This window comes from Cognatishimia sp., from assembly GCF_964229375.1.
Lineage (GTDB): Bacteria > Pseudomonadota > Alphaproteobacteria > Rhodobacterales > Rhodobacteraceae > Cognatishimia.
This window is the reverse complement of record NZ_CAXREH010000033.1, coordinates 1-25,381: the sequence shown is the minus strand read 5'-3', so window position 1 is coordinate 25,381 and position 25,381 is coordinate 1. Positions and strand designations below refer to the sequence as shown.

Annotated in this window: 21 protein-coding genes and 1 pseudogene; 14 read left to right on the top strand and 8 right to left on the bottom strand. The window is 57.0% G+C overall.

The annotated features are described in order from the left end of the window. Positions 1–57: 57 nt before the first annotated feature. A complete protein-coding gene (gene bcp / locus ACEQWH_RS02660; protein WP_370228067.1) occupies positions 58–519 on the bottom strand; it encodes a thioredoxin-dependent thiol peroxidase in 462 nt (153 codons plus the stop codon). 94 nt (positions 520–613) lie between these two features. On the opposite strand from bcp, the gene ACEQWH_RS02655 reads away from it, so the two are divergent. From ACEQWH_RS02655 to ACEQWH_RS02630, 6 genes are all read left to right on the top strand, one after another. Beyond that, entirely contained in the window at positions 614–3,895 is a 3,282-nt protein-coding gene (locus ACEQWH_RS02655) for a DUF3971 domain-containing protein (protein ID WP_370228065.1), read from the top strand. 15 nt (positions 3,896–3,910) lie between these two features. Next, positions 3,911–4,960, top strand: a complete 1,050-nt coding sequence (gene queA, locus ACEQWH_RS02650) for a tRNA preQ1(34) S-adenosylmethionine ribosyltransferase-isomerase QueA (RefSeq protein ID WP_370228064.1) — start codon at positions 3,911–3,913, stop codon at positions 4,958–4,960. A 119-nt stretch (positions 4,961–5,079) separates the two neighbouring features. Beyond that, the gene (locus ACEQWH_RS02645; protein ID WP_370228062.1) at positions 5,080–6,345 is read left to right on the top strand and encodes an MFS transporter; all 1,266 of its coding nucleotides are present in this window, start codon (positions 5,080–5,082) and stop codon (positions 6,343–6,345) included. Positions 6,346–6,442: 97 nt separating this feature from the next. Next, positions 6,443–7,021, top strand: coding sequence for a DUF924 family protein (locus ACEQWH_RS02640; protein WP_370228060.1), 579 nt, complete (start codon positions 6,443–6,445; stop codon positions 7,019–7,021). A gap of 117 nt (positions 7,022–7,138) precedes the next feature. Next, the gene (gene lpdA, locus ACEQWH_RS02635; RefSeq protein ID WP_370228058.1) at positions 7,139–8,533 is read left to right on the top strand and encodes a dihydrolipoyl dehydrogenase; all 1,395 of its coding nucleotides are present in this window, start codon (positions 7,139–7,141) and stop codon (positions 8,531–8,533) included. A 57-nt stretch (positions 8,534–8,590) separates the two neighbouring features. Further along, the gene (locus tag ACEQWH_RS02630; RefSeq protein WP_370228056.1) at positions 8,591–9,151 is read left to right on the top strand and encodes a methyltransferase domain-containing protein; all 561 of its coding nucleotides are present in this window, start codon (positions 8,591–8,593) and stop codon (positions 9,149–9,151) included. A 226-nt stretch (positions 9,152–9,377) separates the two neighbouring features. Here the strand turns inward: ACEQWH_RS02630 and ACEQWH_RS02625 are convergent, their stop codons facing one another. Beyond that, positions 9,378–9,893, bottom strand: a complete 516-nt coding sequence (locus ACEQWH_RS02625; RefSeq protein ID WP_370228054.1) for a hypothetical protein — start codon at positions 9,891–9,893, stop codon at positions 9,378–9,380. Positions 9,894–10,148: 255 nt separating this feature from the next. Here ACEQWH_RS02625 and uvrA point away from each other — a divergent pair, with 255 nt between their 5' ends. Next, positions 10,149–13,007, top strand: a complete 2,859-nt coding sequence (gene uvrA / locus ACEQWH_RS02620) for an excinuclease ABC subunit UvrA (protein WP_370228052.1) — start codon at positions 10,149–10,151, stop codon at positions 13,005–13,007. Positions 13,008–13,070: 63 nt separating this feature from the next. Then, positions 13,071–14,432: an FAD-binding oxidoreductase gene (locus ACEQWH_RS02615; protein ID WP_370228050.1), complete on the top strand. Its 1,362-nt coding sequence runs from the start codon at positions 13,071–13,073 to the stop codon at positions 14,430–14,432. A 52-nt stretch (positions 14,433–14,484) separates the two neighbouring features. On the opposite strand, the gene ACEQWH_RS02610 is transcribed toward ACEQWH_RS02615, so the two are convergent. Both ACEQWH_RS02610 and ACEQWH_RS02605 read right to left on the bottom strand, forming a co-directional pair. Further along, positions 14,485–15,456 (bottom strand): autotransporter domain-containing protein, encoded by a 972-nt coding sequence (locus tag ACEQWH_RS02610; RefSeq protein WP_370228048.1) that lies wholly within the window; start codon positions 15,454–15,456, stop codon positions 14,485–14,487. A gap of 391 nt (positions 15,457–15,847) precedes the next feature. Next, positions 15,848–16,285 carry an excinuclease ABC subunit A gene (locus ACEQWH_RS02605; RefSeq protein WP_370228047.1) on the bottom strand — a complete coding sequence of 146 codons (438 nt, stop codon included), beginning with the start codon at positions 16,283–16,285 and terminating at the stop codon, positions 15,848–15,850. Positions 16,286–16,406: 121 nt separating this feature from the next. Here ACEQWH_RS02605 and ACEQWH_RS02600 point away from each other — a divergent pair, with 121 nt between their 5' ends. Together ACEQWH_RS02600 and ACEQWH_RS02595 are read left to right on the top strand one after the other, a co-directional pair. Then, entirely contained in the window at positions 16,407–17,171 is a 765-nt protein-coding gene (locus tag ACEQWH_RS02600) for a helix-turn-helix domain-containing protein (protein ID WP_370228045.1), read from the top strand. A 71-nt stretch (positions 17,172–17,242) separates the two neighbouring features. Beyond that, entirely contained in the window at positions 17,243–17,932 is a 690-nt protein-coding gene (locus ACEQWH_RS02595) for a GIN domain-containing protein (protein WP_370228043.1), read from the top strand. Between the two features lie 5 nt (positions 17,933–17,937). Here the strand turns inward: ACEQWH_RS02595 and mmsB are convergent, their stop codons facing one another. From mmsB to ACEQWH_RS02575, 4 genes and pseudogenes are all read right to left on the bottom strand, one after another. Further along, positions 17,938–18,810, bottom strand: a complete 873-nt coding sequence (gene mmsB, locus ACEQWH_RS02590) for a 3-hydroxyisobutyrate dehydrogenase (RefSeq protein ID WP_370228041.1) — start codon at positions 18,808–18,810, stop codon at positions 17,938–17,940. Positions 18,811–18,820: 10 nt separating this feature from the next. Further along, on the bottom strand, positions 18,821–19,852 hold the full coding sequence (locus tag ACEQWH_RS02585; RefSeq protein WP_370228039.1) for an enoyl-CoA hydratase/isomerase family protein: 1,032 nt from the start codon (positions 19,850–19,852) through the stop codon (positions 18,821–18,823). A gap of 9 nt (positions 19,853–19,861) precedes the next feature. Beyond that, positions 19,862–21,001, bottom strand: a complete 1,140-nt coding sequence (locus tag ACEQWH_RS02580) for an acyl-CoA dehydrogenase family protein (RefSeq protein ID WP_370228037.1) — start codon at positions 20,999–21,001, stop codon at positions 19,862–19,864. Positions 21,002–21,157: 156 nt separating this feature from the next. Further along, positions 21,158–22,657: pseudogene (locus ACEQWH_RS02575) on the bottom strand (CoA-acylating methylmalonate-semialdehyde dehydrogenase). 109 nt (positions 22,658–22,766) lie between these two features. On the opposite strand from ACEQWH_RS02575, the gene ACEQWH_RS02570 reads away from it, so the two are divergent. The 4 genes from ACEQWH_RS02570 to ACEQWH_RS02555 all read left to right on the top strand — a co-directional run. Beyond that, the gene (locus ACEQWH_RS02570; protein WP_370228035.1) at positions 22,767–23,663 is read left to right on the top strand and encodes a LysR family transcriptional regulator; all 897 of its coding nucleotides are present in this window, start codon (positions 22,767–22,769) and stop codon (positions 23,661–23,663) included. A 61-nt stretch (positions 23,664–23,724) separates the two neighbouring features. Beyond that, a complete protein-coding gene (locus ACEQWH_RS02565; RefSeq protein ID WP_370228033.1) occupies positions 23,725–24,159 on the top strand; it encodes a CBS domain-containing protein in 435 nt (144 codons plus the stop codon). Positions 24,160–24,267: 108 nt separating this feature from the next. After that, entirely contained in the window at positions 24,268–24,759 is a 492-nt protein-coding gene (gene coaD / locus ACEQWH_RS02560) for a pantetheine-phosphate adenylyltransferase (protein WP_370228031.1), read from the top strand. 77 nt (positions 24,760–24,836) lie between these two features. Further along, positions 24,837–25,381, top strand: a 545-nt coding sequence (locus ACEQWH_RS02555; protein WP_370228029.1) for a DUF808 family protein, incomplete at its 3' end; no start/stop codon positions are given.

Here is a 25,381-nt window from a genome sequence, read left to right as displayed (position 1 = left end):
CGCGGCCATCTGCGGTCGAGAGCACCTCGACCGCCATTTCTGCAAGGGTCTTCGACATCACAGCGCTTTTGCGGCCTCCATGACCTCATCGACGTGACCCGGCACTTTTACTTTGCGCCAGACCTTTGCGATTTTACCTGTGCCATCGATCAGAAACGTAGAGCGTTCAATTCCCATGTAGGTCTTGCCGTACATGCTCTTTTCTTTCCAGACGCCATAGGCCTCGCATACGTCCGAGTCGACATCCGTCAACAGATCGACAGTCAGCCCCTGTTTCTCGACGAACTTGTGGTGGCTTTTCATATCGTCTTTAGACAGGCCAAAGACGTCAACGTTCAGCTCTGCAAACGCCTCTTTTAGCTCGCTGAACCCGATGGCTTCTTTTGTGCAGCCGGACGTGTTGTCGCGCGGATAGAAAAACAGCACGACAGCTTTGGGTTTTAGTCCAGACAAAGTGACATCTGTTCCACTGGTGCTGGGCAGGGTAAAGTCGGGCGCGTTCTCGCCGATCTCAGGCATGAGTTCTCCTTGGGCTTTCAGTTTGAAGCCTATATGGTAGTGCGCGGAGCGCTACAAGAAACCGATTGCCGCAATAAAAATAGCCAGATCCGAATTGTCTGAAACCTTGCCCACTTCTGATCCCGTCAAACCCAAGTCGCGCCTGCGGCGACTGACGGCGTGGGTGGTTGGTTTTTTTGCGGTCATCGGATTGGCGGTGCTGGCACTTGGCCTGACCTCGATGGGGCGGACCATTCAGCTGGCCCCCTGGGTGAATGCGCAATTGGTGACACAGCTGTCCAAAGCGGCACCTGGCGCGTCGGTTCGATTTGAGGGCGCAACCGTCCTGATCGAGGACGATCTGCATCCGCATGTGGTGTTTGAACGTCTTGATCTGGTGCCCGACGACGGCGGGCCGGTGATGTCATTCTCTGAGGTTGCTGCGTCCTTATCCTATCGGAAATTGCTGCAGGGGCAGATCGCCCCGCGCGAGATTCGCATGTCGGGCGTGGTTCTGCGCGCAACACGTCTGGATGAGGGCGATGTCGCGCTGGCAGTGGACAGCGGGCAGGGTGGTTCTGAACCGGCCACCTCTTTGTCGGATATCGAGCGGGAATTGGATCGTCTGCTGCAGACGTCTGAGTTTGAAAACCTGTCGCGTGTGTCGTTGGACGCGATCACCATTCAGTTTGACGATCAACGGGCAGGTCGCAGTTGGACCGTGGACGGTGGCAGCTTTCTTCTGACCCGCGATGGCAATGATCTGCGTATGACGACCAGCATCGCGTTGCTGGGGGGGCGGGATTACATCTCGACTTTGGAATTCAATTTTGAAACCGAACTCGGCGCGCCCGCCGCGCAGTTTGGTGTGAACTTCGAGGACGTGCCCTCGACAGATATCGCCTCGCAGTCACCGGCGCTGACTTGGCTGAGCATTATTGATGCGCCGATCTCGGGTGCGATGCGGTTTGAGATTGACGAAACCGGCGATCTTGGGCCCTTGAACGCGGCCCTTCGGATCAGCGAGGGCGTTGTTCAGCCCGGCGGCGTTGTGAGGCCTGTGCCGTTTAAGTCGGCGGGGACGCATTTTACCTATGACCCCACAACCGACGCCATCGCCTTTACCGAGCTGGTCGCGGACAGCGCATGGGGGCAGGCCCGCGCCGAAGGGGTCGCCTCTCTGCGCGATATGCAGGGCGGTCTTCCCAGCGAGCTGTGGGGGCAATTTCAGTTCAGCCAGCTTAGCGGCAATCCGGCCGGGCTGTTTGGCGCTCCGGTTTCTATTGACAAAGCACAGGCTGATTTCCGGCTGAACCTAGAGAATTTCACCATCGATGTCGGCGAGTTCTTGTTGGAAAGTGACGGGCAAGTCGCTGTGGCAAATGGGAAATTTGTACCTCTGGAAGAGGGCTGGCAGGTGCGCCTGAATGCGCGCACCGACAGGATCGATGTGCGCGAAGTGGTGCGGTGGTGGCCTGAAAACGCCAAACCCAAGACGCGTACATGGGTGGATGAAAACATTGTGGCGGGATCGCTGAGCAACGTGAATTTTGCCCTGCGTGGGGCGCCTGCGCAAAAGCCTGAGATCTATTTGGACTTTGCCTTTGACGACAGCGAAGTACGCTATGTAAAGACGCTGCCTCCGATCAAAAAGGCGCGTGGTCGCGTTGTTCTGGTGGACAATCGCTTTGTCGTCACCGCAGACGCCGGAGAAGTTGCAACCGGCGCAGGTGGTGTTCTGGATGCCACCGGCACAAGCTTTGTCATACCTGACACGCGTATCAAGGCCGGGCCTGCGCAAGTGATGCTGAAGACCAAAGGCACGGTGACCTCTGCCCTCAGTTTGCTGGACTATGCGCCGCTGAGCGTTCTGTCCAAAGCAGGGTTGCCGGTGGACTTTGCAGAGGGTGAGGTCGAGGTCGAAGGCACCATTGATGTGCTTTTGAAGAAAGGTCTGAAGCCCGACGAAGTCGCGTTTGATATCGCGGCGACGGTGCAGAACGTGCGCACTAGCCATTTCGTGCCGGGCAAACAGATTGCCGCGCCCGAGCTTCAGATCAGTGCCACGTCACAGGCCGTTACCGTCAGTGGGCGGGGGCGCGTTGGAAGCGTGCCCATTCAGGCCACATGGTCCACGCAGTTGGGCGCGCAAAACGGTGGCAAGAGCCAGCTTTTGGGCTCTGTTGAACTTAGTGAACGCACTGTGGATGAGTTCAACCTTGGCCTGAGCGGAGAGATGCTGTCTGGCAAGGGCGAAGCTGCGATCCGAATGGATTTCCAAAAGGATAGCTTGCCGCAACTGGCGATCACCTCTGACTTGCGGGGGCTACGCATGGCGATCCCTGCTTTGGGCTGGCGCAAACCTCAGGACCGCGCCGCAGAACTGAGCCTGAAGGTGGAGCTTGATCAGCCCGTGCGTGTCACGGATCTGCGTTTGTCTGCGCGTGGTCTGGACGCACGCGGCAACATCACATTGCGCCCGGATGGGGGTATGGATGTGTTTTCGCTGTCGTCGCTGCGGGCCGGATCATGGTTCACCGGGTCTGCCAGATTGACCGGCCGTCCGGGACAAGAGGTTCCCGGTGTCGAGCTGACGTCCGGCACGCTTGATCTGCGCGAATTGCCGGAGGTTGGTAGCACGGGTGGGGGGCAAACGCCGATCCTCGCCAACCTCGACCGCGTTCGGGTGACTGACACGATTGATCTGACCAGTTTTGGCGGCTCGTTCCTTGCAGGTGGCGGCATGTTGGGAGAGTTCCGCGCCCGCGTGAACGGAGGGGCTGCGATCTCGGGATCTTTGACGCCGGTCGATGGGCGCAGCGCGATCCGCATTCTGTCGGCAGATGCAGGAAATGTGCTAAGGTCTGCCGAATTCCTGCGCAATGCCAGCGGCGGGTCTTTGCAACTGGATCTTAATCCATTGGGAGACGCGGAATTTGACGGGCTTGTGACCATCAACAACGTGCGCATTCAGGATGCGCCTGCTTTTGCGGAACTGCTGAACGCGGTCTCGGTGGTGGGGCTGATCGATCAGATGGCAGGGGACGGGATTTTGTTCACCGACGTTGAGTCGCGCTTCCGCATCGGCCAGCGACGCATCGTGATTTCACAAGGCAGCGCGGTAGGGCCGTCCATGGGGATCTCGGCGGACGGGTTTTACCACACCGACTCTCGCACCTTTGATATGCAAGGCGTCGTCTCGCCTATCTATGTGCTAAACGCGATCGGCCGACCTATCGCGCGCAAGGGCGAGGGGTTGTTTGGCTTCAACTATGGGCTGACCGGCCCTGTCGATGATTTGCGGATCTCTGTTAATCCACTCTCGGTCTTGACGCCGGGCATATTCCGGAACATTTTCCGCCGCCCGCCTCCGACGCTGGATGAGGCAAGCGAATAAGTTCGGAACCGACCCATGAAACTCTCTGATTTTGACTTTGACCTGCCCGAGCGGTTGATCGCCACACGCCCTGCGGTGCCGCGGTCCTCGGCGAAACTGCTGGTCTCGCGCGGCGGTGACATCACCGACAGTCAGGTAACCGAGCTTGCCAGTTTTCTCGAGCCCGGCGACCGCTTGGTGTTTAACGACACCAAAGTGATCCCGGCGCGGTTAACCGGCACACGTCTGCGCCAGTCCGCCCAAGGGGAAACCGAGGCAAAAATCGAAGTGACGCTGCTTGAGCCGCAGGGGGATGGCAGCTGGATGGCGTTGCTGAAGCCTTTGAAGAAGATTCACGAGGGCGAAGTCATTGTGTTCTCGGATGCGCTGAGCGCGCGTCTGATCGAGAAACGCGACGGGCAGGGGCTTTTGGCGTTTGATCTGACTGGCGCGCAGTTTGACGATGCGCTGGATCAAACCGGTGCTATGCCATTGCCACCTTATATTGCGGCCAAACGCGCGGCGGATGCGCAGGACAAGACCGACTACCAAACCGTCTTTGCCAAGAACGCAGGGGCCGTCGCGGCGCCAACCGCGTCGTTGCATTTTGACGATGGCGTTCTGGACAGCCTCAAGGCGCGCGGCGTCGACAGCAGCTTTGTCACGCTTCATGTTGGCGCGGGCACCTTTTTGCCGGTCAAGGTCGAGGACGTCACCAGCCACAAGATGCACGCCGAATGGGGCAAAGTCAGCGAGGCCGCCGCCGCAGACATTGCGGCCACCAAGGCACGCGGCGGACGGGTGATCCCTGTGGGCACGACCGCGCTGCGTCTGATTGAAAGTGCGGCGCGCGGCGGTGCGATTGCGCCGTGGGAGGGCGAGACGGACATCTTTATCTATCCGGGCTTTGAGTTCCATGTGGCCGACGCCCTGATGACAAATTTCCATTTGCCCAAGTCGACATTGATGATGCTGGTCTCGGCCCTTGCTGGACAGCAAAGGATCAAAGACGTCTATGCCCACGCCATCGCAAATGACTATCGCTTTTTCTCTTACGGAGACTCGTCGCTGCTGTTTCCCACCTAGGGCTGGGGCCTTGGCATTTTGCGGCGAAACGACATGAATTTTTGCCGCGTGTCGCGAATGACTACGTTCTTTTTGACCGACTCTGTTAGATTGGCCCTGTAAGGTTAGGAGTTGCCAATATGGGTCAGGTTTTTTCCAGCACATGGGCATTGATGCTCGGCATGTTGTTATTGATGGTCGGCAATGGTGTTCAGGGGTCTCTGCTGGGTATCCGCGGCGAGATTGAAGGCTTCTCTACGGTCGAAATGTCCTTTGTGATGTCGGCCTATTTCCTTGGTTTCCTTGGCGGATCGCGGCTTGCGCCAGAGATGATCCGCCGTGTTGGACACGTACGGGTCTTTGCCGCGCTGGGGTCTTTCATTTCGGCGGCGCTGATTATCTTTCCATGGTTGACGGACCCATGGGTTTGGATGTTCTGTCGCGCGGTCATCGGGTTTTGTTTTTGCGGCGTGTATGTCACCGCTGAAAGCTGGCTGAACAACGCGGCCACAAACGAGAACCGCGGCAAGACCCTGTCGCTTTATATGTATGCGCAGGTCACAGGCATCATTGCGGCGCAGGGTTTGCTGGTGGCCGCAGATCCGTCAGGCTTTGTTCTGTTTGTGATCCCGTCCATTCTGGTTTCCCTCTCATTCGCGCCAATCCTGTTGTCGATTTCCCCAACGCCCGCCTTTGAGAGCACGCACAACATGAAGCTGCGCGAGATCTTTAATGTCTCGCCACTTGGTGTCGTGGGGATGTTCGTGCTGGGCGGCGTGTTCTCGGCTCAGTTCGGGATGTCTGCGGTTTTCGGCAGTCAGGCGGGGCTGACGATCCCTGAAATCTCGCTGTTCATTGCGATGTTTTATGTTGGCTCGGTCGTCACACAGTACCCGATTGGCTGGTTTTCCGACAGGATGGACCGCCGTCTGGTGATCCTGATCGTTGCGGCGCTGGCTACGGCTGGCTCTGCGGTGGGGTTATTGTTTCCAGGAAGCTATACGTTGCTGTTGGTTGCGGCCTTTGTCGTAGGCGGCGCCACCAACCCGCTTTATTCGCTGTTGATTGCCCACACCAATGACTTTCTGTCGCGCGAAGACATGGCCTCGGCCTCGGCAGGTCTGTTGTTTGTGAATGGCTGCGGCGCGGTGCTTGGCCCGATTGCGATTGGTTGGCTGATGACCAATCTGGGCGCCCATGCTTACTTCTTATTTCTTGGGATCTTAACGGGAATCATGGCGGTCTACTCGATGTACCGGATGACAAAACGCGCAGCACCGTCTTCGGAAGAAACCGGCAGTTTCGCTCCGGTTTTGCCGACATCGACCTCTGTGGCGTTGGAAGCGGCGCAGGAATATGCCCAATTTTCCATCGATGAAGACTCTGAGACACAGAACGCGAGTTAAGTATCGCCTTTGTTGCATTTTGTGACTGTTAAGACTCAAATTTTTGTGAGTAACATTTTTATGACAAAAGCCCGCAACGCCCACGAGGACTACGCCGATGTCTACACCTGAAGAGGTCTTGAGTTTTTGGCTCGATGAATGTGAGCCAAAAGATTGGTATGTTGAAAATCCCGAGCTGGACGCGACCATACGCAGTCGTTTTGAACCAGTCTGGAACAAAGCAATGCAGGGGGGGCTTGGTCAGTGGATGGCCTATGCGTCTGGTTGCCTTGCCTATGTCATTCTAACAGATCAGTTCTCGCGCAATATGTTCCGCGGAACAGGCAAAGCCTTTGCCTCTGACTATGCGGCCCGCGCGGTTGCAAAGCAGGCCATTAGCAAAGGCTGGGATCTGCGGATTGATGAACCGGCGCGCCAGTTTTTCTATACGCCGCTGCTGCATTCGGAAAACCTCTGCGATCAGGAACGCTGTGTTCGTCTGATGAAAGAGCGCCTGAACATGGGCGATGGCAATCTGCTGCATGCCAAAGCGCATCGGGCGGTGATCCGCGAATTTGGCCGCTTCCCGTATCGCAACGAAGCATTGGGTCGCAAATCCACCGTTGCTGAACAGGCCTATGTGGCCAAAGGCGGATATGGGTTTACGGTTCAGGGCCTGCAGGCTCAGGCCGCGTAAGACTCTTATAGATTTTCAAAACACTGCTCGGCCGCGCAAGTAAATTGCGTGGCCGAAAGTGCGTTGCACTTCCCGTCAAGAGAACTAATCTCGGGGTCAAACCAATGGGAGGGCAGCATGGCGGCCAAGACGTTCGATGTCATTGTAATTGGGGCGGGCCCCGGCGGATATGTAGCAGCCATTCGTGCAGCACAGCTGGGACAGAAGGTTGCGGTGGTCGAACGCGAACATTTGGGCGGCATCTGTCTGAACTGGGGCTGTATCCCAACCAAGGCGATGTTGCGCTCGGCCGAAGTGTTCCACCTGATGAACCACGCCAAGGATTATGGTCTTGCCGCAACCGGGGTCAGCTATGATCTGGATGCGGTCGTGAAACGCTCGCGCGGGGTGGCAAAACAGTTGACGGGCGGCGTGGGGCACCTGCTTAAGAAAAACAAAGTCACCGTCGTCATGGGCGAGGCGACGCTGCCGGCCAAAGGCAAAGTGTCGGTGAAGACCGATAAAGGTATCGAAGAGCTGGCGGCCAAACACATCATCCTGGCTACCGGCGCCCGTGCGCGCGAGTTGCCAGGGCTTGAGGCCGACGGTGATCTGGTCTGGACCTATAAACACGCGCTACAGCCGGTGCGGATGCCGAAAAAGCTGTTGGTGATCGGATCCGGTGCGATCGGTATCGAATTTGCAAGCTTCTACAATACGCTCGGCGCGGATACGACCGTCGTCGAAGTCATGGATCGCGTACTGCCTGTCGAAGACGCCGAGATTTCGGCCTTTGCCAAGAAAGCCTTTGTGAAACAGGGCATGACCATCATGGAAAAAGCCATGGTCAAACAGCTTGATCGCGGCAAGGGCAAGGTCACGGCCCATATCGAGACCGGTGGAAAGGTCGAGACACATGACTTTGACACGGTGATTTCCGCCGTGGGGATCGTGGGCAATACCGAAGGGCTTGGCCTTGAGGCGCTTGGGGTCAAGGTGGACCGCACACATGTGATTACAGATGAGTACTGCCGCACCGGTGTTGATGGGCTTTATGCCATCGGCGACATCGCAGGCGCGCCCTGGCTGGCCCACAAAGCCAGCCACGAGGGTGTTATGGTGGCCGAAATGATCGCCGGAGGGCATCCACACCCGGTGAAACCCGAAAGCATTGCTGGCTGTACCTATTGCCATCCACAGGTCGCCTCGGTTGGTCTGACCGAAGCGAAGGCGAAAGAGGCAGGCTATGACATCAAGGTTGGCCGCTTCCCGTTCATCGGCAACGGCAAGGCCATCGCCTTGGGCGAGGCCGAGGGTATGGTGAAGACGGTGTTTGATGCCAAGACCGGTGAATTGCTGGGCGCGCATATGGTGGGCGCGGAGGTCACCGAGATGATTCAGGGCTATGTGGTGGGGCGTCAGCTTGAGACCACTGAAGAGGATCTGATGAACACGGTCTTCCCGCATCCAACCTTGTCAGAGATGATGCATGAGAGCGTTCTGGACGCTTATGGTCGTGCAATTCACATGTAGTGGCTGAATTCATACCTATAAAAGTCTGAAAAACATACCAAGGGTGGAAATCACACCGTGCCAAGCCTTAACCGCATCGTCATGAACCGCCGAAGCCGGGCGATCCTGCGTGAGATCGGCACCGAAGATCTTGATATTGCAGAGATTTCGGGTCAGTGGGGCAAAAACCTTCCGGCGCGGTCATATGTGCAATACATGCATCGTGACCATGACATCTGCAAAGGTCCGGTGGCCTATGCGGATGGCACGGTTCTGAAATACGATCTGATCCTGGCCAATCAGGTCTGGGAGCATCTGGACCGCCCCTATAAGGCCACGCAGCACGTGCTCGAGATGCTGCGCCCTGGCGGTTATTTTTGGCTGGCTGTGCCGTTTCACATCCCGTTTCATCCAGCACCACACGACTGCACCCGCTGGTCGCCGCGGGGATTGCGAAACTTTCTGATTGAATGCGGCTTTCCACCCGATGACATCAAAGCCGCAGGTTGGGGCAACCGCGCAGCGGCAGCCCGGAACCTGGAAGAGGTCTGGCCACCGGATTACGACAAGGACTCTGACATCCTAGAGAACGACCCGCAGTTCCCCATCGTAACCTGGGCGCTGGCGCGGAAGGCTTAGTCGAATTTTGGCTTGCACCAATAATGCGCTTGGCAAGGAACAGTTATTCGAAAGTCGTAACTGTTCTGGCGCTAAAAAATAGAAGGCAGAGCAACAATACGCATCCAGGAATCAATGGGTTAATCAAGGATGCGAGCATTTTCGGCACAATAAAAAATAGGAAAAACGAGATGACAGAAAATGCCAGATTTGGAAAAGGCGTTTTCGGAAGGAACTTCATTTTGTTTCAAACCCGAAGCGCTGACTTTATATCCTCGATGGCAGAGACCTGTTTGCTCGAAAGTTCGCCTTGAACAAGTTTCGCAAGAACGTCCTGAACCGTTGGATAGGACGCGCTGCCGTCGATCTTATAGAGCCGGCGAGCTAGCCTTGGAACGGCACTTTCTGCGCCATTGCACTGCGTCATCAACCACCTACCAAGAATTTCCATTTCCTCTGCTTCTTGCGGGGCGCATCTGAGTGTCGACACGACGGTGTCATGTAGTTGTTGTCGCTGCTCTGATGTCGGCAAGGTATCGAGCTCTATGAACGCTTGTCCAATGGCACAAATAGCAATGCGAGGGTCATCGATGCCCTCGACTGGATGGGCCGTCGTTTGCTTTCTAAATGCTAAGCGACGTGGCGCATTGCGCAGGGTCGTGGCTGCATCTGCAGCGACATCGATAGCTTCTCTTGGGTTGCTGCGAATCCAGAACCAAATCGCGCCGCCTACGGCTGTCAAAATCAGGATAAGAATGGGCATCTGAAACTCTTTACTCTGTGATGTCGTCATAGAGGCACAGGTCTTTGCTGTGGTCCAGTGGGTAAAATCTGATCTAACACTCTTGATGTTTCGATGCGCGGCAAGTCGCGCCCGCGAACCTCTGCCCTGTGCTCTGGTGACAAAAATTGACAGCAATGCGCTCGCAATCTCTTTGTTCACTAAATGTTCACATTTTCTACTTGGCGTTTTCCCGCGTGCGGACTATCTGTTGTTGCGTGGAACGTGGGGGCCAGAATGGCTGAGCTGAAGAACATCGAAGTGCGCGGTGCGCGCGAGCATAATCTGAAGTCTATCGACGTGGATATTCCGCGCGACAAGCTGGTGGTGATTACCGGATTGTCGGGGTCGGGTAAGTCGTCTTTGGCGTTTGATACGATCTATGCGGAGGGGCAGCGGCGCTATGTCGAAAGCCTTTCGGCCTATGCGCGCCAGTTCCTTGATATGATGGAAAAGCCCGATGTGGATCACATCGCGGGCCTGAGCCCTGCGATTTCGATTGAGCAGAAAACCACATCGAAAAACCCGCGCTCGACTGTGGGCACGGTGACCGAGATTTACGACTATATGCGGCTGTTGTTTGCCCGTGTCGGCACGCCGTATTCACCCGCAACAGGCCTGCCGATCGAGGCACAGCAGGTGCAGGATATGGTCGATCGCATCATGGGGCTTGAGGACGGCACCCGCGGCTATCTGCTGGCACCGATTGTGCGGGACCGTAAGGGCGAATACCGCAAAGAATTCCTCGAGCTGCGCAAGCAGGGCTTTCAACGTGTGAAGGTCGATGGCGCGTTCTATGAGTTGGACGAGCCGCCTACGCTGGACAAGAAATTCCGCCACGACATTGATGTGGTTGTGGACCGTCTGGTGGTACGCGAGGGCATGGAGACGCGGCTGGCGGACAGTCTGCGCACAGCGCTTGATCTGGCCGATGGCATCGCGATTTTGGAAACTGCGCCCAAGGACGCAGAGCCCGAGCGCATCACGTTTTCCGAGAATTTTGCCTGTCCTGTCAGTGGCTTCACCATTCCCGAGATCGAGCCGCGCCTGTTTTCCTTTAACGCGCCATTCGGGGCCTGTCCTGATTGTGATGGCCTTGGCAAAGAGCTGTTCTTTGACGAACGGCTCGTGGTGCCTGATGCGACTTTGAAAGTCTATGACGGTGCGCTTGCCCCGTGGCGGAAGGGCAAGTCGCCGTATTTCCTGCAAACCATCGAAGCGCTGGCCAAGCATTACGAGTTTGACAAGAACACGCCTTGGAAAGACCTTGCGCCGCATATTCAGCAGGTGTTCCTTTATGGGTCCGGCAACGAGGAAATCGACTTCCGTTATGACGAGGGCGGGCGTGTCTATCAGGTCAGCCGTGTGTTTGAGGGCGTCATTCCCAATATGGAACGGCGCTATCGCGAGACGGATTCAAACTGGATTCGCGAAGAGTTCGAACGCTATCAGAACAACCGTCCCTGTGGCACCTGTGAGGGCTATCGCCTGCGCCCTGAAGCGCTGGCGGTCAAGATTGCTGGTAATCATGTGGGGCAGGTGGTGGAACTGTCGATCCGCGAGGCCTTGGCCTGGATTGAGGACGTGCCAAACCATCTGACGCAGCAGCGTCAGGAAATCGCCCGCGCGATTGTCAAAGAGATCCGCGAGCGGCTGGGGTTCCTGAACAACGTTGGGTTGGAATATCTGACGCTGTCGCGCAACTCGGGCACATTGTCGGGTGGCGAGAGCCAGCGGATCCGTCTGGCCAGCCAGATTGGCTCAGGTCTGACCGGTGTGCTTTATGTTCTCGACGAGCCGTCCATTGGTCTGCACCAGCGCGACAATGATCGCCTGCTGGGCACGCTGAAAAACCTGCGCGATCAGGGCAACACAGTGATCGTGGTGGAACATGACGAAGAGGCGATCCGCGAGGCGGATTACGTCTTTGACATCGGTCCGGGCGCCGGGGTGCATGGCGGGCAGGTGGTCAGCCACGGCACGCCGCAAAAGATCCAGAAGGACAAGAAATCCATTACCGGCCAGTATCTTGCAGGCACCCGAGAGATCGCGGTGCCGCTGGAGCGGCGCGAAGGCAATGGCAAGTTCCTAAAGGTTGTGAATGCCACGGGCAACAACCTGAAGAATGTCACTGCCGAATTCCCGCTGGGCAAATTCGTTTGCGTGACCGGCGTTTCAGGTGGCGGGAAATCGACGCTGACGATTGAGACCCTGTTTAAGACTGCCTCGATGCGTCTGAACGGTGCACGCCAGACCCCTGCACCCTGTGAGACCATTCAGGGGCTTGAACATCTGGATAAAGTGATCGACATCGACCAGCGTCCGATCGGGCGCACGCCGCGGTCTAACCCTGCGACGTATACCGGTGCCTTTACCCCGATCCGGGATTGGTTTGCAGGACTGCCCGAGGCCAAGACTCGCGGCTATAAACCCGGCCGGTTTAGTTTCAACGTCAAAGGCGGTCGCTGTGAGGCCTGTCAGGGCGATGGTGTCATCAAGATCGAGATGCACTTTTTGCCCGACGTTTATGTCACCTGCGAAACCTGCAACGGCGCGCGGTACAATCGCGAGACGCTAGAGATCAAGTTCAAAGGCAAGTCCATTGCTGACGTGTTGGATATGACGGTCGAGGACGCGCAAGAATTCTTTAAGGCCGTGCCCAGCATTCGCGACAAGATGGATGCGCTGATGCGGGTGGGGCTTGGCTATATCAAGGTCGGCCAGCAGGCGACGACGCTCTCTGGCGGTGAAGCGCAGCGGGTGAAACTGTCTAAAGAGCTGGCGAAACGCTCGACGGGCCGCACGCTGTATATTCTGGATGAGCCAACCACCGGTCTGCATTTTGAGGATGTGCGCAAGCTGTTGGAAGTGCTGCATGAATTGGTGGATCAGGGCAATACGGTTGTGGTGATTGAACACAATCTGGACGTTGTGAAAACTGCGGATCATATCATCGACATCGGTCCCGAAGGCGGCGAAGGCGGCGGCACGATTGTGGCCGAAGGCACGCCCGAAGAAGTTGCCGAAGTCGAGGCCAGCCATACGGGGCGGTATCTGAAGCCGATGCTCAACGGCGCATTGGTGGCGGCTGAGTAGCGGCGCGATCTGACGGCCATGCAGAACGACCGGATCCACAGGCGGCAGTTTCTGGCAAGGGGTATGACCTCTGCGCTGGCGCTGTCTGTCTCTGGTGTGACGCTGGGTGGAGCAACCTGGGCGCCCACAGGCGCGCGCGCGCAAGGAGAGCCTCTGCGGGTGCATAATCTGGCGCTGGCGGTACAGCCGAAACAGCATATCGTCTGTCAGTCGGTGCAGGATGTACAGCGGGCTGTTCATGATCTGACAACACAGGGGCGCGCCTTTTCCGTCTATTCCAGCGGACATTGTTTCGCGGGGTTTTCCCTTCACAACGAGGCTGTCATCGACGTCAGCGGCATGGCGCAGATCGCGTTGGACGGCGATTTGGTCACGGCTGGGCCCGGAACACAGATCGGCGCGTTGATGCGCGTGCTTGGGGCAGAGGGACGCACGTTGCCCGCAGGCTTTTGTCAGACCGTGGCGTTGGGTGGTCATCTTGGTTGTGGCGGCATTGGGCACCTGAGCCGTGCGCAGGGCCTGCTCGCGGACCATCTGGTGGCCGCGCAAGTCGTAACGGCCACAGGCGAGGTCTTGCGTGTGAGCGAGGCTGAGCATCCTGATCTGTTCTGGGCCTTGCGCGGTGGCGGGCCGGGCAGCTTTGGCATCGTGACCGAAATGCAGTTCCGCACGATACCGGATTTTCAAGCGACGCATCTTTCAGCCCTTGTCAGACTGCCTCTCGCACAGGCCGCGCGGGTTGCGGCCGCTTGGCAGACCTGGTCGATGCAATTGCCAGATAGCGTGTCGACGACGTTTGATGCCAATTCGCCTGACTTTCAAAATATTCAGATGAATGTGACGGTTATCGCACATGAGGACTCGCCCGAATTGCGGGCCGCGATTGTGCAATTTATGGGGGCGGTGCCGTGGATAGAGGCTCCGCGTGTTACCCAAGGGGCCTATTCGGACTTGGCCGACGTGTTCTGGCCGCGAGACTATTACCCGACGGTGTCGATGGCCTATGCGTCTGCGTTTTCCCGAAACACAACGGCGCTGGATGTGTGGCAGGATGTGTTTGAGCAGATGACGAAACAGCAAGCGCCTCGGTTGCAGCTGTTTATAGAGCGTCTGGGCGGCGCGATGTCGTCTGTGGCTCCCGAGGCCACGGGCTTTGTTCATCGGGACGCAGATTTCATCTGGCAGTTTGAAGGCACGCTGAACCGGCTTCACAGCCAGGCGGCGCAGGAGCTGGCCGTGGACCGGTTTGCACAAGGCGTGCGGGCTGCGGACGGACAGGGGGCCTATGCGGGCTATCCCAATCCTCGTGATACCGATTGGGAAACGGCCTATTGGGGCATGAACTATCCACGTTTGCAGCGCGTCAAGCGCAGGTACGATCCCGCGAATGTGTTTAGTCACAGTCAGTCAATCAGACCCGCCTGACAAAAAAAGCCGGCCCAAAAGGGGCCGGCGATTTTGCACTATGTGACCGGGATCAGAAGCTGAATTCCCAGCGCATTTGCAGGCCTGTGTTAAAGACGTCAGACCGTGTTTTGCCATAGTCGATGTCGACCACCATATGGCCCGCACCGACTTGACCTGACACGCCAAGGCCCAAGCGGCCATAGACAAAGCTGTCAGTCGCAGCCAGCGTGGATTGGGTGGACTTGGCGTCCAGGCCCACGCGCATATGCGGGGTCAGACCCGAGTCTCCGAGCGGTTGCAGCGCTGTAATCTCGGCCCCCATGCTGACTGTATAGCTTGTGATGCTATTGGCCGCGACCGCGCCATAGGCTGGCTGGTTTTCCCGAAAGGCCACCAGATCAAAATAAGGCGCCACAAAAGGTGCACTTGGCAGGGCCTCGCCTGCAGCCGACAGACCAAGGGACCAACGTGTCGAGGTGAAGTTGCCTGCCGTCGTTTCATATTTTGGCCGCGCGAAGGTGACAAACCCATCGATGATCATCGTGTCTAGGCGGTGCGCAAAATAGGGGCCCACAGCGATCGATGTCTGTTCCGAAGAATTGGTGCCGTCAGACAGATCCATCCGTCCGACACCCAGCAAAACACCGACCAATGTGTCGTCGTCCAGCAACTTGTCCACGCCGCCCACAAAGTCGAGGGACGAGCCGGTCAAAGCGTTGGAATACTTTTGGTAATCGATAGATGCCCAGGCGTTCCAATCCGCGCCATTCAGCCCGGCGCCCTGCGTGGATACAAAGAGCGAGTTCCGCCCGACCTGATTGCCACCATTGCCAAAGCGTGTGTCCGCGTTGTCGCTTGCACCGCCAGACACTGCGTTCGTCTGACTTGCGCCGCCCAGTTCGCCGGTGGTTGTGCCGTCAGCGCTGGTTCCAGCAGAGCCGGTCGAGCAGGTATATGTGATCGAGCCATTCGCGTTGATCTCGACATACACGCTGCCGGTGGCTGTTGGTGCCAATGCGGCAGAGCCCCTAACAGCTGTCACAGTCAAAGACCCGTTCGCTGTATCACCAGTCGATGTGTATACGAGATCTTTTGAGCTGAGTGTGTGGGTCGCAAGTCTGGCCGTTCGTGCCCATGTAATTGTCGTGCCAACTTCCAATCCGTTGATCGTGAATCTTTCGCCTGTACTTGCAACAAACCCACTGCCGATGGATGCACAGGTTTGCCTTGTTGGGCTAACAGAGATTGAGCCTGCTAAAGTAGAGGTTGGCAGTATCACGGCCGCTGCCAGCATTAAAAATAAATTTCGCATTCTTACGTTTACCATTCGATCAAACATTTCCCGCAACACAGATACATCTTGGTGTGGCGTTGCGGAAAAAAATGTTGTGATCCGGCAGGCTTAGTGCGGATTATTTTTCGAGTGCTGCATTTTAGACAGCATTGAGCTGCTCACTCGGGATTGGTCGCCAGATAGGGGCGACCAAGGCGACGAAAAATCCGGTGTTCAAGATGCCATTCATCCACGCGCCCACGATCAACGAGCCCGCCGTATCCACCACATACCAACAGATAAGCGACGACAGGATCATACGGCGTCCGAGCACCGGATCCTTGGCATAGACATGGGTTGTGATCTGCCAAATGGCGACGCAGAACCCAAAGAAAATTCCAGCGGCGATTGCGGTCAGAACCTCTTCGGTGTCGCGGCTTAAGCTTTGTGCGCCGTCCAGCGGCATATGCACAAGGTCAAGGAACAGGCTCATGACATCGCGCAGGCCCGTAAAGAGGCTGGCGAACATGAACAGGGCGAACCCTGCGCTGATGAGGATTGTGATCTTTAGAGATCGAATACGGGCGTCATGGGTCATTTTGAGCTCCTTTTTGTAGGGGTGCCCTGTTGTGGCGCCGGTGTGGTGTGCAAAACAATTACCTTGCAGGTAAGTGAAATCGCGCAGGGCTCTGTTAGGGTGGGTCAAAAGGAGACCCCGGATGGATCAGAACTTTGGCACCGTGTTGAAAGAGTGGCGGCAGATCCGGCGCATGAGCCAGTTGGATCTGGCCAGCGAAGCGGGCGTTTCGGCGCGTCATCTGTCCTTTCTGGAAACCGGACGATCGCAGGCCAGTCGCGGCATGGCCCTGCGTTTGTCCGAAGTGCTGCAAATGCCTTTGTCAGAAAGCAACCGATTGCTGACCGCGGGCGGTTTGGCCCCGGCTTATGGACAGCGCGCGGCGGCTGATGCCGAGCTTGCGCCGCTGGAAACGGCTATGCGCTGGACGTTGGACAACCACGCGCCATATCCCGCAATGGCGCTGGATCGCCATTGGGTGCTGGTTGCATTAAACAAACCAGCGCAGATATTTCTGGGGCCAATGGGGTTGGGCCAGGGCGACAGTCTGATTGAGGCGATGCTGGATCGGGCCGACCTGCGCGCTGCGATCGAAAACATCGAAGAAGTGGATTATCAACTGCTATGCCGTTTGCGGGTAGAGCTGGCGCATCTGGGTAAGGATCCTGTTCTCAGCGATCTGGTGGCGCGGCTTTCGGCGCGGGTTGAGGGCTATGTGCCGCCTGCGCAAAGCCCGGTCATCATGGCCACACGCTATCGCATGGGCGACATGGTATTGTCTTTGTTTTCAACGATTTCCCAGTTTGGCGGCGTTGGTGAGATTGCCTATGCTGACATAAAAATCGAACAGCTTTTCCCCGCAGACGCCGCAACCCGCGAGATTCTTGTGGCTATGGCAGGCGGGTAAAAACGATTGTGCTCTTGAATGTAAATATGATTTACATATCTTCGCATTGCGAAGGTACGGGGAGCATTTAAGTGCGGAACTTTATTCTGGCCGCGGCCGTTGCGGGTATGGCAACTGGCGCTTTGGCCGATGAGAAAACATATAACCTTGATGATTTCGAAGATGTGTCCGTGTCCAGCGGTGTGACCGTCAAAATTGCGGGCGGCAGTGACTTTAGCGTGGTTGCAGAGGCAAAGCAGGGCGCCTTGTGGCGCTTGAAACTGCGTCAACGCGGAGACGAGCTCAAGATTTCGCGCCGTTCGTTTTGGGGCATCTGGAACCCGTGGCGGAATGATGAGTTTGAAGTGACAATCACCATGCCAATGCTGGAAAAGCTGGATCTGTCCGCCGGGGCTGACGTGACGGTCGTTAACGTGGTGACCAAAGATCTGGACGTAGATGTGTCATCGGGCGCATCGGCGCATCTGACTGGTATTGCCGCCGAGGAGGTCAGTCTGGATACCGCAAGCGGTGCCAGCCTGTGGGCTGCGGGGCAATGCGTTGAACTGGACGCCGAAGCGTCGTCAGGCTCGACTTTGGATGCCAGCGAGCTGCAATGTGCCGAAGCCAAGTTGGATGGCGCAAGCGGATCTGTGATCCGGGCTTGGGCCAGCACCTTGGCAGAGGTCGAAGGATCGTCTGGCGCTGCTTTGTATCTGGCAGGTGGCGCGACGCTGGAAGAGCTGGACCTGTCCAGCGGCGCAAGCCTTAGAGACCAGTAGGCGCGCTAGTCACGTCCACGTTTTTCAAAACGGGGCAGCATGGCTGAAAAATCCATGCCCAGACCGTCTTCTTGTTCGACAAACGTCGCATAAAGCTCGGTCGCGGCCTGACCCATCGGGGTGTCGGCATCCGCAGACTCTGCAGCTTGTTGTGACAAGCGCAAATCCTTCAGCATAAGATCCGCGGCAAAGCCCGGTTGATAGTCGTTGTCCGCAGGGCTTTGCGGCCCGACGCCGGGGGCAGGGCAGTAAGCGTTCATTGTCCAGCTATAGCCAGATGAGGTGGATACAACGTCAAACATTTTCTGACGATCCAGACCCAGTTTATCGGCCAAAGCAAAGGCTTCGCAGGTGGCAATCATCGTGACGCCCAAAATCATATTGTTGCAGATCTTGGCGGATTGGCCCGCGCCTGAGTCTCCGCAATGCACGGCCTTTTGACCCATGATATCAAAGAGCGGCGCGGCTTTGCCAAAGGCCGCCTCAGACCCACCCGCCATAAAGGTCAATGTCCCCGCCGATGCGCCTCCGATACCGCCAGACACAGGCGCGTCAACGGCCAAAAGGCCTGCAGTTTCAGCCTGTTGCGCGACGGCTTTGGCGCTGTCTACGTCGACGGTAGAGCAATCAACAAAGGCCGCGCCTTCGGACATGGCCGGAATGATATCCGCAGCAACGGCGCGCAGGATTTGACCGTTAGGGAGCATCGTGATGACTACGTCTGCCCCTTGCGCGGCGGCAATGGCGCTCTCTGCCATCGTGACACCGTCAATAGACACGTCCGCCATATCAAATCCGGTCACCTGATGTCCGGCTTTGGCGAGGTTGGCCGCCATTGGGCCGCCCATATTTCCCAGTCCGATAAAACCGATCTGCATAACGTGTCTCCTAGTCGAAATTTAACTTGTCTGCGCCAAGGGGCATCAGCATTTTTGTCACCATAGCCAAAGGTGGTTCATCCAGACCGTGCTGCCACTGTGGGCTGCGGTCTTTGTCGATGATAGCGGCACGGATACCCTCGATGAATTCGCCATGCTCGCCCGAGCGATAGGTAAAGCGGAACTCTTGCTCTAGCGCTGGTCTGATGGACTGAAACGCCCGCGCGCGGCGGACCAATTCCACCGTGCACGCCATGGACAATGGGGAATTGCGCCCCAGTGTTTTCAAGGTCTTGCTGGCGAATTCGCTCTCGTCGGATTTAAGCGAATTGACGATGTCCAGCAAAGTAGAGCCCGCGAAATGCGCGTTGATCGCGGAAAGGTGCGACGCAATTTTGCCGTCCGGCGCAGGCGTGGCCGCAGCGTCGATCAGACTGTGGTCGCCTGTCTCTTCGAGCTGCGCAATCAGCGCGGGCCAGTCAGTTTCGGGGATATAATAGTCCGCAAAGCCTGCGAATATCGCATCGCCAGCGTCAAGGCGCGCGGCGGTGAGGCCCAGATACTCACCAAGGTGATCCGGCGATTTGCCAAGGATATAGGTGCCGCCCACGTCGGGGATCAGGCCAATGGCGACCTCTGGCATGGAAATCTGGCAGGTGTCTCCTACGACGCGATGCGATCCGTGACACCCGACTCCAACACCGCCACCCATGGTGAAGCCCTGCAGAAACGATGCTACCGGTTTGGGAAATTCGAACATCTTGGCATTCATGCGATATTCGTCGCGCCAGAAGGTTCGCCCATAGTCGTAGTTGCCGGCCTTGGCGGTGTCATACATTTCCTGAATGTCACCGCCCGCACAGAAGGCCCGGTCACCCTCGGCATCGATGACCAGCATCTTGACCGCGTCGTCCTCTGCCCAGCCATCCAGCGCCTTCTCGATTTCAAGGCACATCTGATAGCTGAGCGCGTTCAATGCCTTGGGGCGGGTGAGGGTGATGCGGCCCGTTTGACCAACGGTGCGGATGTGGATGTCTGTCATGTCTGGCGATTAACCTGCGATCATCTGGCGTGAAATTATCAGTCGCATGATTTCATTCGTCCCTTCAAGGATTTGGTGAACCCTCAGATCCCGAACGATTTTTTCGATGCCATAATCCGCAAGATAGCCATAGCCACCGTGCAGTTGCAGACAGCCGTTGGCGACCTCGAAGGCGACGTCGGTCACCATCAGTTTGGCCATGGCACAGTGTTTGGTGGCGTCCGGGGCTTTGTTGTCCAGTTTCCAGGCGGCTTGGCGCAGGAACACCCGTGCGGCCTGAAGTTTGGTCTCATATTCTGCAAGCCGGAACTGTAGCGCCTGGAACTGGTCGATGGATTTGCCAAAGGCTTTGCGCTCGGACATGTAGTGCAGTGTCGCATCCAGCGCCGCTTGCGCGCCGCCCAAAGCCCCGGCAGAGATGTTCAGCCGCCCGCCATCAAGCCCCGCCATGGCATAGGAAAACCCTTGGCCCTCATCGCCGACAAGATTGTCTGCAGGCACCGTGCAGTCGTCAAACTGAACCTGCGCGGTCGGCTGGTTCAGCCAGCCCATCTTCTTTTCCAGCGCGCCAAACGACAGGCCTTGCGTGCCGTCTTCGACCACGACCGTCGAGATCCCCTTGGGGCCAGCGTCGCCGGTGCGGCACATCACGATATAGGCGTCTGAATACGAGCCACCGGAAATAAACGCCTTGGTGCCGTTCAGGACGTAATCTGCGTTGGTTTTGTCGGCGCGGGTTTTCAAGGCCGACGCGTCAGAGCCTGATCCGGGCTCTGTCAGACAATAGGAAAACACTTTGGTCATGCCGCAAAGGTCCGGCAACAACCGTTCCTTCAGCGCCTCTGACCCAAAGGAATTCAACATGCCGCCGCACATATTGTGGATCGACAGAAAGGATCCAACCGACGGGCAAGACATGGCAAGCGCCTCAAACACCAAGGTGCCATCAAGGCGCGACAGGCTAGAGCCGCCATAGGCTTCGTCCACGTATAGACCGCCAAAACCCAGCTCTGCCAGTTTGGGCCAAAGATCTTTGGGGATCGAGCCCGCGTCGTCCCAATCGCGCGCGTAGGGTGCGATATGCTCTTGGCCAAAACTTTTGGCCATGTCGAAAATCAGAGTTTGTTCTTCGGTCAGTGAGAAATCCATACGGGCCTACCATCGTCTAATTGAACTACTGTTCAAATGTAGAAACCTTGCAGAACTATGTCATGAGCGAAACAATCTAAATCCGTGGCGTTATTTTGACAAAAACGCCCCGAACACAGCGGCTTCGGGGCGTTTTTCACTCATGTCAAAAGTGGATTAGTCCATCGCTTTGAAGTTAAGCGCGACACCATCCTTGATACCAGAGAACCAGCGAGAGGTGACTTTCTTGGTTTTGGTATAGAATTTGAACGCGTCAGGGCCGTATTGATCCAGATCGCCAAAGCCAGACTTCTTCCAGCCGCCAAACGAGAAGTAAGACAGCGGCACAGGGATCGGGAAGTTCACGCCGACCATGCCCACGTTCACGCGGTTCACAAAGTCACGTGCCACGTCGCCGTCCGCGGTCTAGATCGCCGTGCCGTTGCCGTACTCGTTGTCGATCACAAGCTGCAGCGCGTCTTCATAGCTGTCTTCGCGCACCATCGACAGGACCGGGCCAAAGATCTCTTCTTTGTAGATGTCCATGTCCGGGGTCACTTCGTCAAACAGGGTCGGGCCAACGAAATAGCCGTCTTCATAGCCCTGGATCGACAGACCGCGACCGTCGGTCAGGATCTTTGCACCCTGTTCGACGCCGGATGTGATCAGACCTTCGATGCGCTCTTTGGATTGCGCGGTGATCACAGGACCAAAGTCAACATCATCGCCACCGGTATAAGGCGCGACTTTCAGGGCCTCGATCTTGGGCACCAGCTTTTCGATCAGCCGGTCCGCGGTTTCTTTGCCGACTGGAACCGCGACAGAAATCGCCATACAGCGTTCGCCAGCGGCGCCAAAGCCCGCACCAACCAGCGCGTCAGCGGCTTTGTCGATGTCCGCGTCTGGCATGATGATCATGTGGTTCTTTGCACCACCGAAACACTGCGCACGCTTGCCATTGGTCGCGGCGCGGCCATAGATGTATTGCGCAATCGGGGTAGAGCCCACAAAGCCAACCGCCTGAATTGTTTCATTGTCCAGAATGGCGTCGACGCATTCTTTGTCGCCATGCACGACCTGAACGATGCCGTCTGGCAGGCCTGCTTCTTTGAACAGCTCAACCAGGCGCATCGCGGTGTTCGGCGTGCGCTCGGATGGCTTGAGGATAACCGCGTTGCCCGCAGAGACCGCCGGAGACATTTTCCACAGTGGGATCATGGCTGGGAAGTTGAACGGCGTGATGCCCGCAACAACGCCCAGTGGCTGGCGGATCGAGTAAAGGTCGATGCCCGGACCCGCGTCGCCGGTGAACTCGCCTTTGTTCATGGCTGGCGCGCCCATGCACACCTCGACCACTTCCAGACCGCGTTGGATGTCGCCTTTGGCGTCTGGCAGGGTCTTGCCGTGCTCTTTGGACAGGATCTCGGCCAGCTCGTCCATATGCTCATCGATCAGAGCGCCGAACTTCATGAAGATACGCGCACGACGCTGTGGGTTTACCTGCGCCCATTCTTTCTGCGCGATCGCAGCTTTCTCGACGGCCGCGTCAAGTTCGTCTTTGCTGGCCAAAGGCACCTTGGAAATCACTTCGCCCGTTGCCGGGTTGCGCGCTTCGGCAAAGCGGCCAGAGGTTCCGGCGACCAGTTCGCCGTTAATCAGGTGGGAAATTTCTTGCATGGGGATCTCCATGATTGTGATCTAGGTCTGACCTGTGTTTACTCTTGCAAAAAACGTGTAAAAAGAGGAAATGTCACATTCATGTTTTGCAAAAATGCAAAGGTTCCGGATGGATCTGAAATGGGACGACCTGCGCGTGTTTCTGGCGGTTGCGCGCGACGAAAGCCTTAGCAAAGCGGGCAAACGGCTGCGGATTGACCCGGCGACTGTTGGGCGTCGGGTTGCGCGCCTTGAAGCCAGCTATGGTGCGCCGTTGTTTGGCAAATCCCCCACGGGGTATGCATTGACGGATCGCGGCGAGCGGCTGATGGAGCACGCAGTGCGGATCGAACAATCCGTGGAGGCCGCCAATGAAGAACTCAGCGGACATACCGAAGGCCTAACGGGGCAGGTGCGTGTCGGGGCGCCAGATGGGGCCGCGAATTTCCTGTTGCCGCAGGTCTGCGCCCAAATCGCGCGCGACAATCCAGAGTTGGAAATTCAGATTGTCGCGTTGCCGCGTGTGATCAACCTGTCCAAACGAGAGGCGGATTTTGTTGTTGCCGTCAGCCCACCGACGGCGGGGCGCCTTGTGGTGCAAAAGATCTCTGACTATCGCCTGAGCCTTGCGGCCTCTGACGCCTATTTGCAGGACAACCCCGCGATTGCCGGGCTGAATGATCTGTCTGAGCATATGTTGATCGGCTACATCTCGGATATGATCTTTGACAAGGAACTCGATTATCTGTCTGAAATCGGCATTGAAAAACCGGATCTGGCGTCAAATTCCGTATCGGTACAGTTGAACTGGATCAATCAGGGCGGGGGGCTTGGCTTTGTGCACGACTTTGCATTGCCTCTGTATCCGGCCGTGAAACGTGTTCTCGCAGATCAGGTGCGTCTGACGCGCAGCTTCTATCTGTTGCGCCATGAAGACGACAAAAGGCTAGAGCGGATGAACCGTTTTGCCGAGGCGCTTGGCTCGGGTCTGCGCCAAGAAATCGCGCGTCTTGAGGCACTTGCTTGACAATTGAGGCCTCAGAAACCACGCTGGAGTAACCAAAAGACATATTACGGAGGCCATTTGGATGCTCGTTCAGCAAATTCTTAAGTCTAAAGGTGATACTGGTGTTGTGACTGTAACCCCGGACACAGTGGTGCAGGACGCCGCAAAAATTCTAGCTGAAAAGAGTATCGGTACCGTCGTGATCTCGGCCTCTGGCAACACCGCAGATGGCATCCTGTCAGAGCGTGACATCGTCCGCGAACTGGCGCGCTGCGGCACGCCTTGCATGGAAGATACGGTGTCAAACCTGATGACCGCCAAGCCTGTGTGCTGTTCGCTTAACGACAGCGCCGATACCGTGCTGGCCAAGATGACCGAAGGCCGTTTTCGCCACATGCCGGTTGTCGAAAATGGCGAGATGGTCGGTCTGGTCACCTTGGGCGACGTGGTCAAAGCCCGTTTGTCCGAACTGGCCATGGAAAAAGACGCATTGCAGGGGATGATTATGGGGCACTAGCCCCATGGCGGCGCTCACATCCCGTAAAACTTCTGTATAGACGGATCAAAGGCTTGAAATTCGCCGCGCAATATTGTTGCGTGCGCCAAGTTAAGAATGGAGCACCCCATGCGCACAGGCCTCTACCCAGGAACCTTTGATCCGGTCACTCTTGGTCATATCGACATCATTCGCCGCGCGGCGGTTTTGGTGGATCGACTGGTGATCGGAGTCGCAATCAATCGCGACAAAGGTCCGCTGTTTTCTTTGGAAGAGCGCGTGGCGATGATCGAAGCGGAATGCGCCAAACTGTCGGACGAGACGGGCACAGAAATTGTCGCGCATCCCTTTGAAAACCTTCTGATTGATTGCGCCAAAGATGTGGGTGCGCAGATCATCGTGCGCGGTCTGCGGGCGGTGACGGACTTTGAATATGAATACCAGATGGTGGGCATGAACCGGGCGCTGGATGCCAGCATCGAAACCGTGTTCTTGATGGCCGATCTGAAACATCAGGCGATTGCATCGAAACTGGTGAAAGAGATCGCACGTCTGGATGGCGACATCAGCAAATTCGTGACGCCCGCTGTGCGTGACGCAGTTCTCGCCAAACTGGGATAAACCGCCACCATTTCCCCTTGCTTGTAGGTCCGGCACCATTAGGGTGTCGGCAGGATTTACGTGCGAAGAGGTTCCCGATGAGCGGTTTGCTGGCCCTTTTGGATGATGTAGCAGGGATCGCCAAAGTTGCGGCCTCGTCTTTGGATGATGTGGCGAGTCAGGCGCTGAAGGCGGGCTCTAAGGCCGCGGGCGCTGTGATTGATGATGCGGCGGTCACCCCAAAATATGTGGCAGGGTTTGAGGCCAGCCGAGAGCTGCCCATTATCTGGCGCATCGCGCGGGCGTCTTTTCGCAACAAGCTGTTGATATTGTTGCCGATTGGCCTGTTGCTGGCCAATTTTGCCCCATGGATGATCGCACCTTTGTTGATGCTGGGTGGGGCCTATCTGTGTTTTGAGGGCGCCGAGAAAATCTATCATTTGATCGTGCCGCACCATGACGACCACGAGGCCCCAAAAGAAGCGCCGGTGGATGCCGCCATGTTGGAAGAGCAACGCGCCTCGGGTGCTATCAAGACTGACTTTATCCTTTCGGCCGAGATCATGACGATTGCCTTGGCCGCCGTGCCTGCGAGCACCTTTTGGATGGAAGCCGCGACATTGGCGTTGGTGGCCATCGGCAT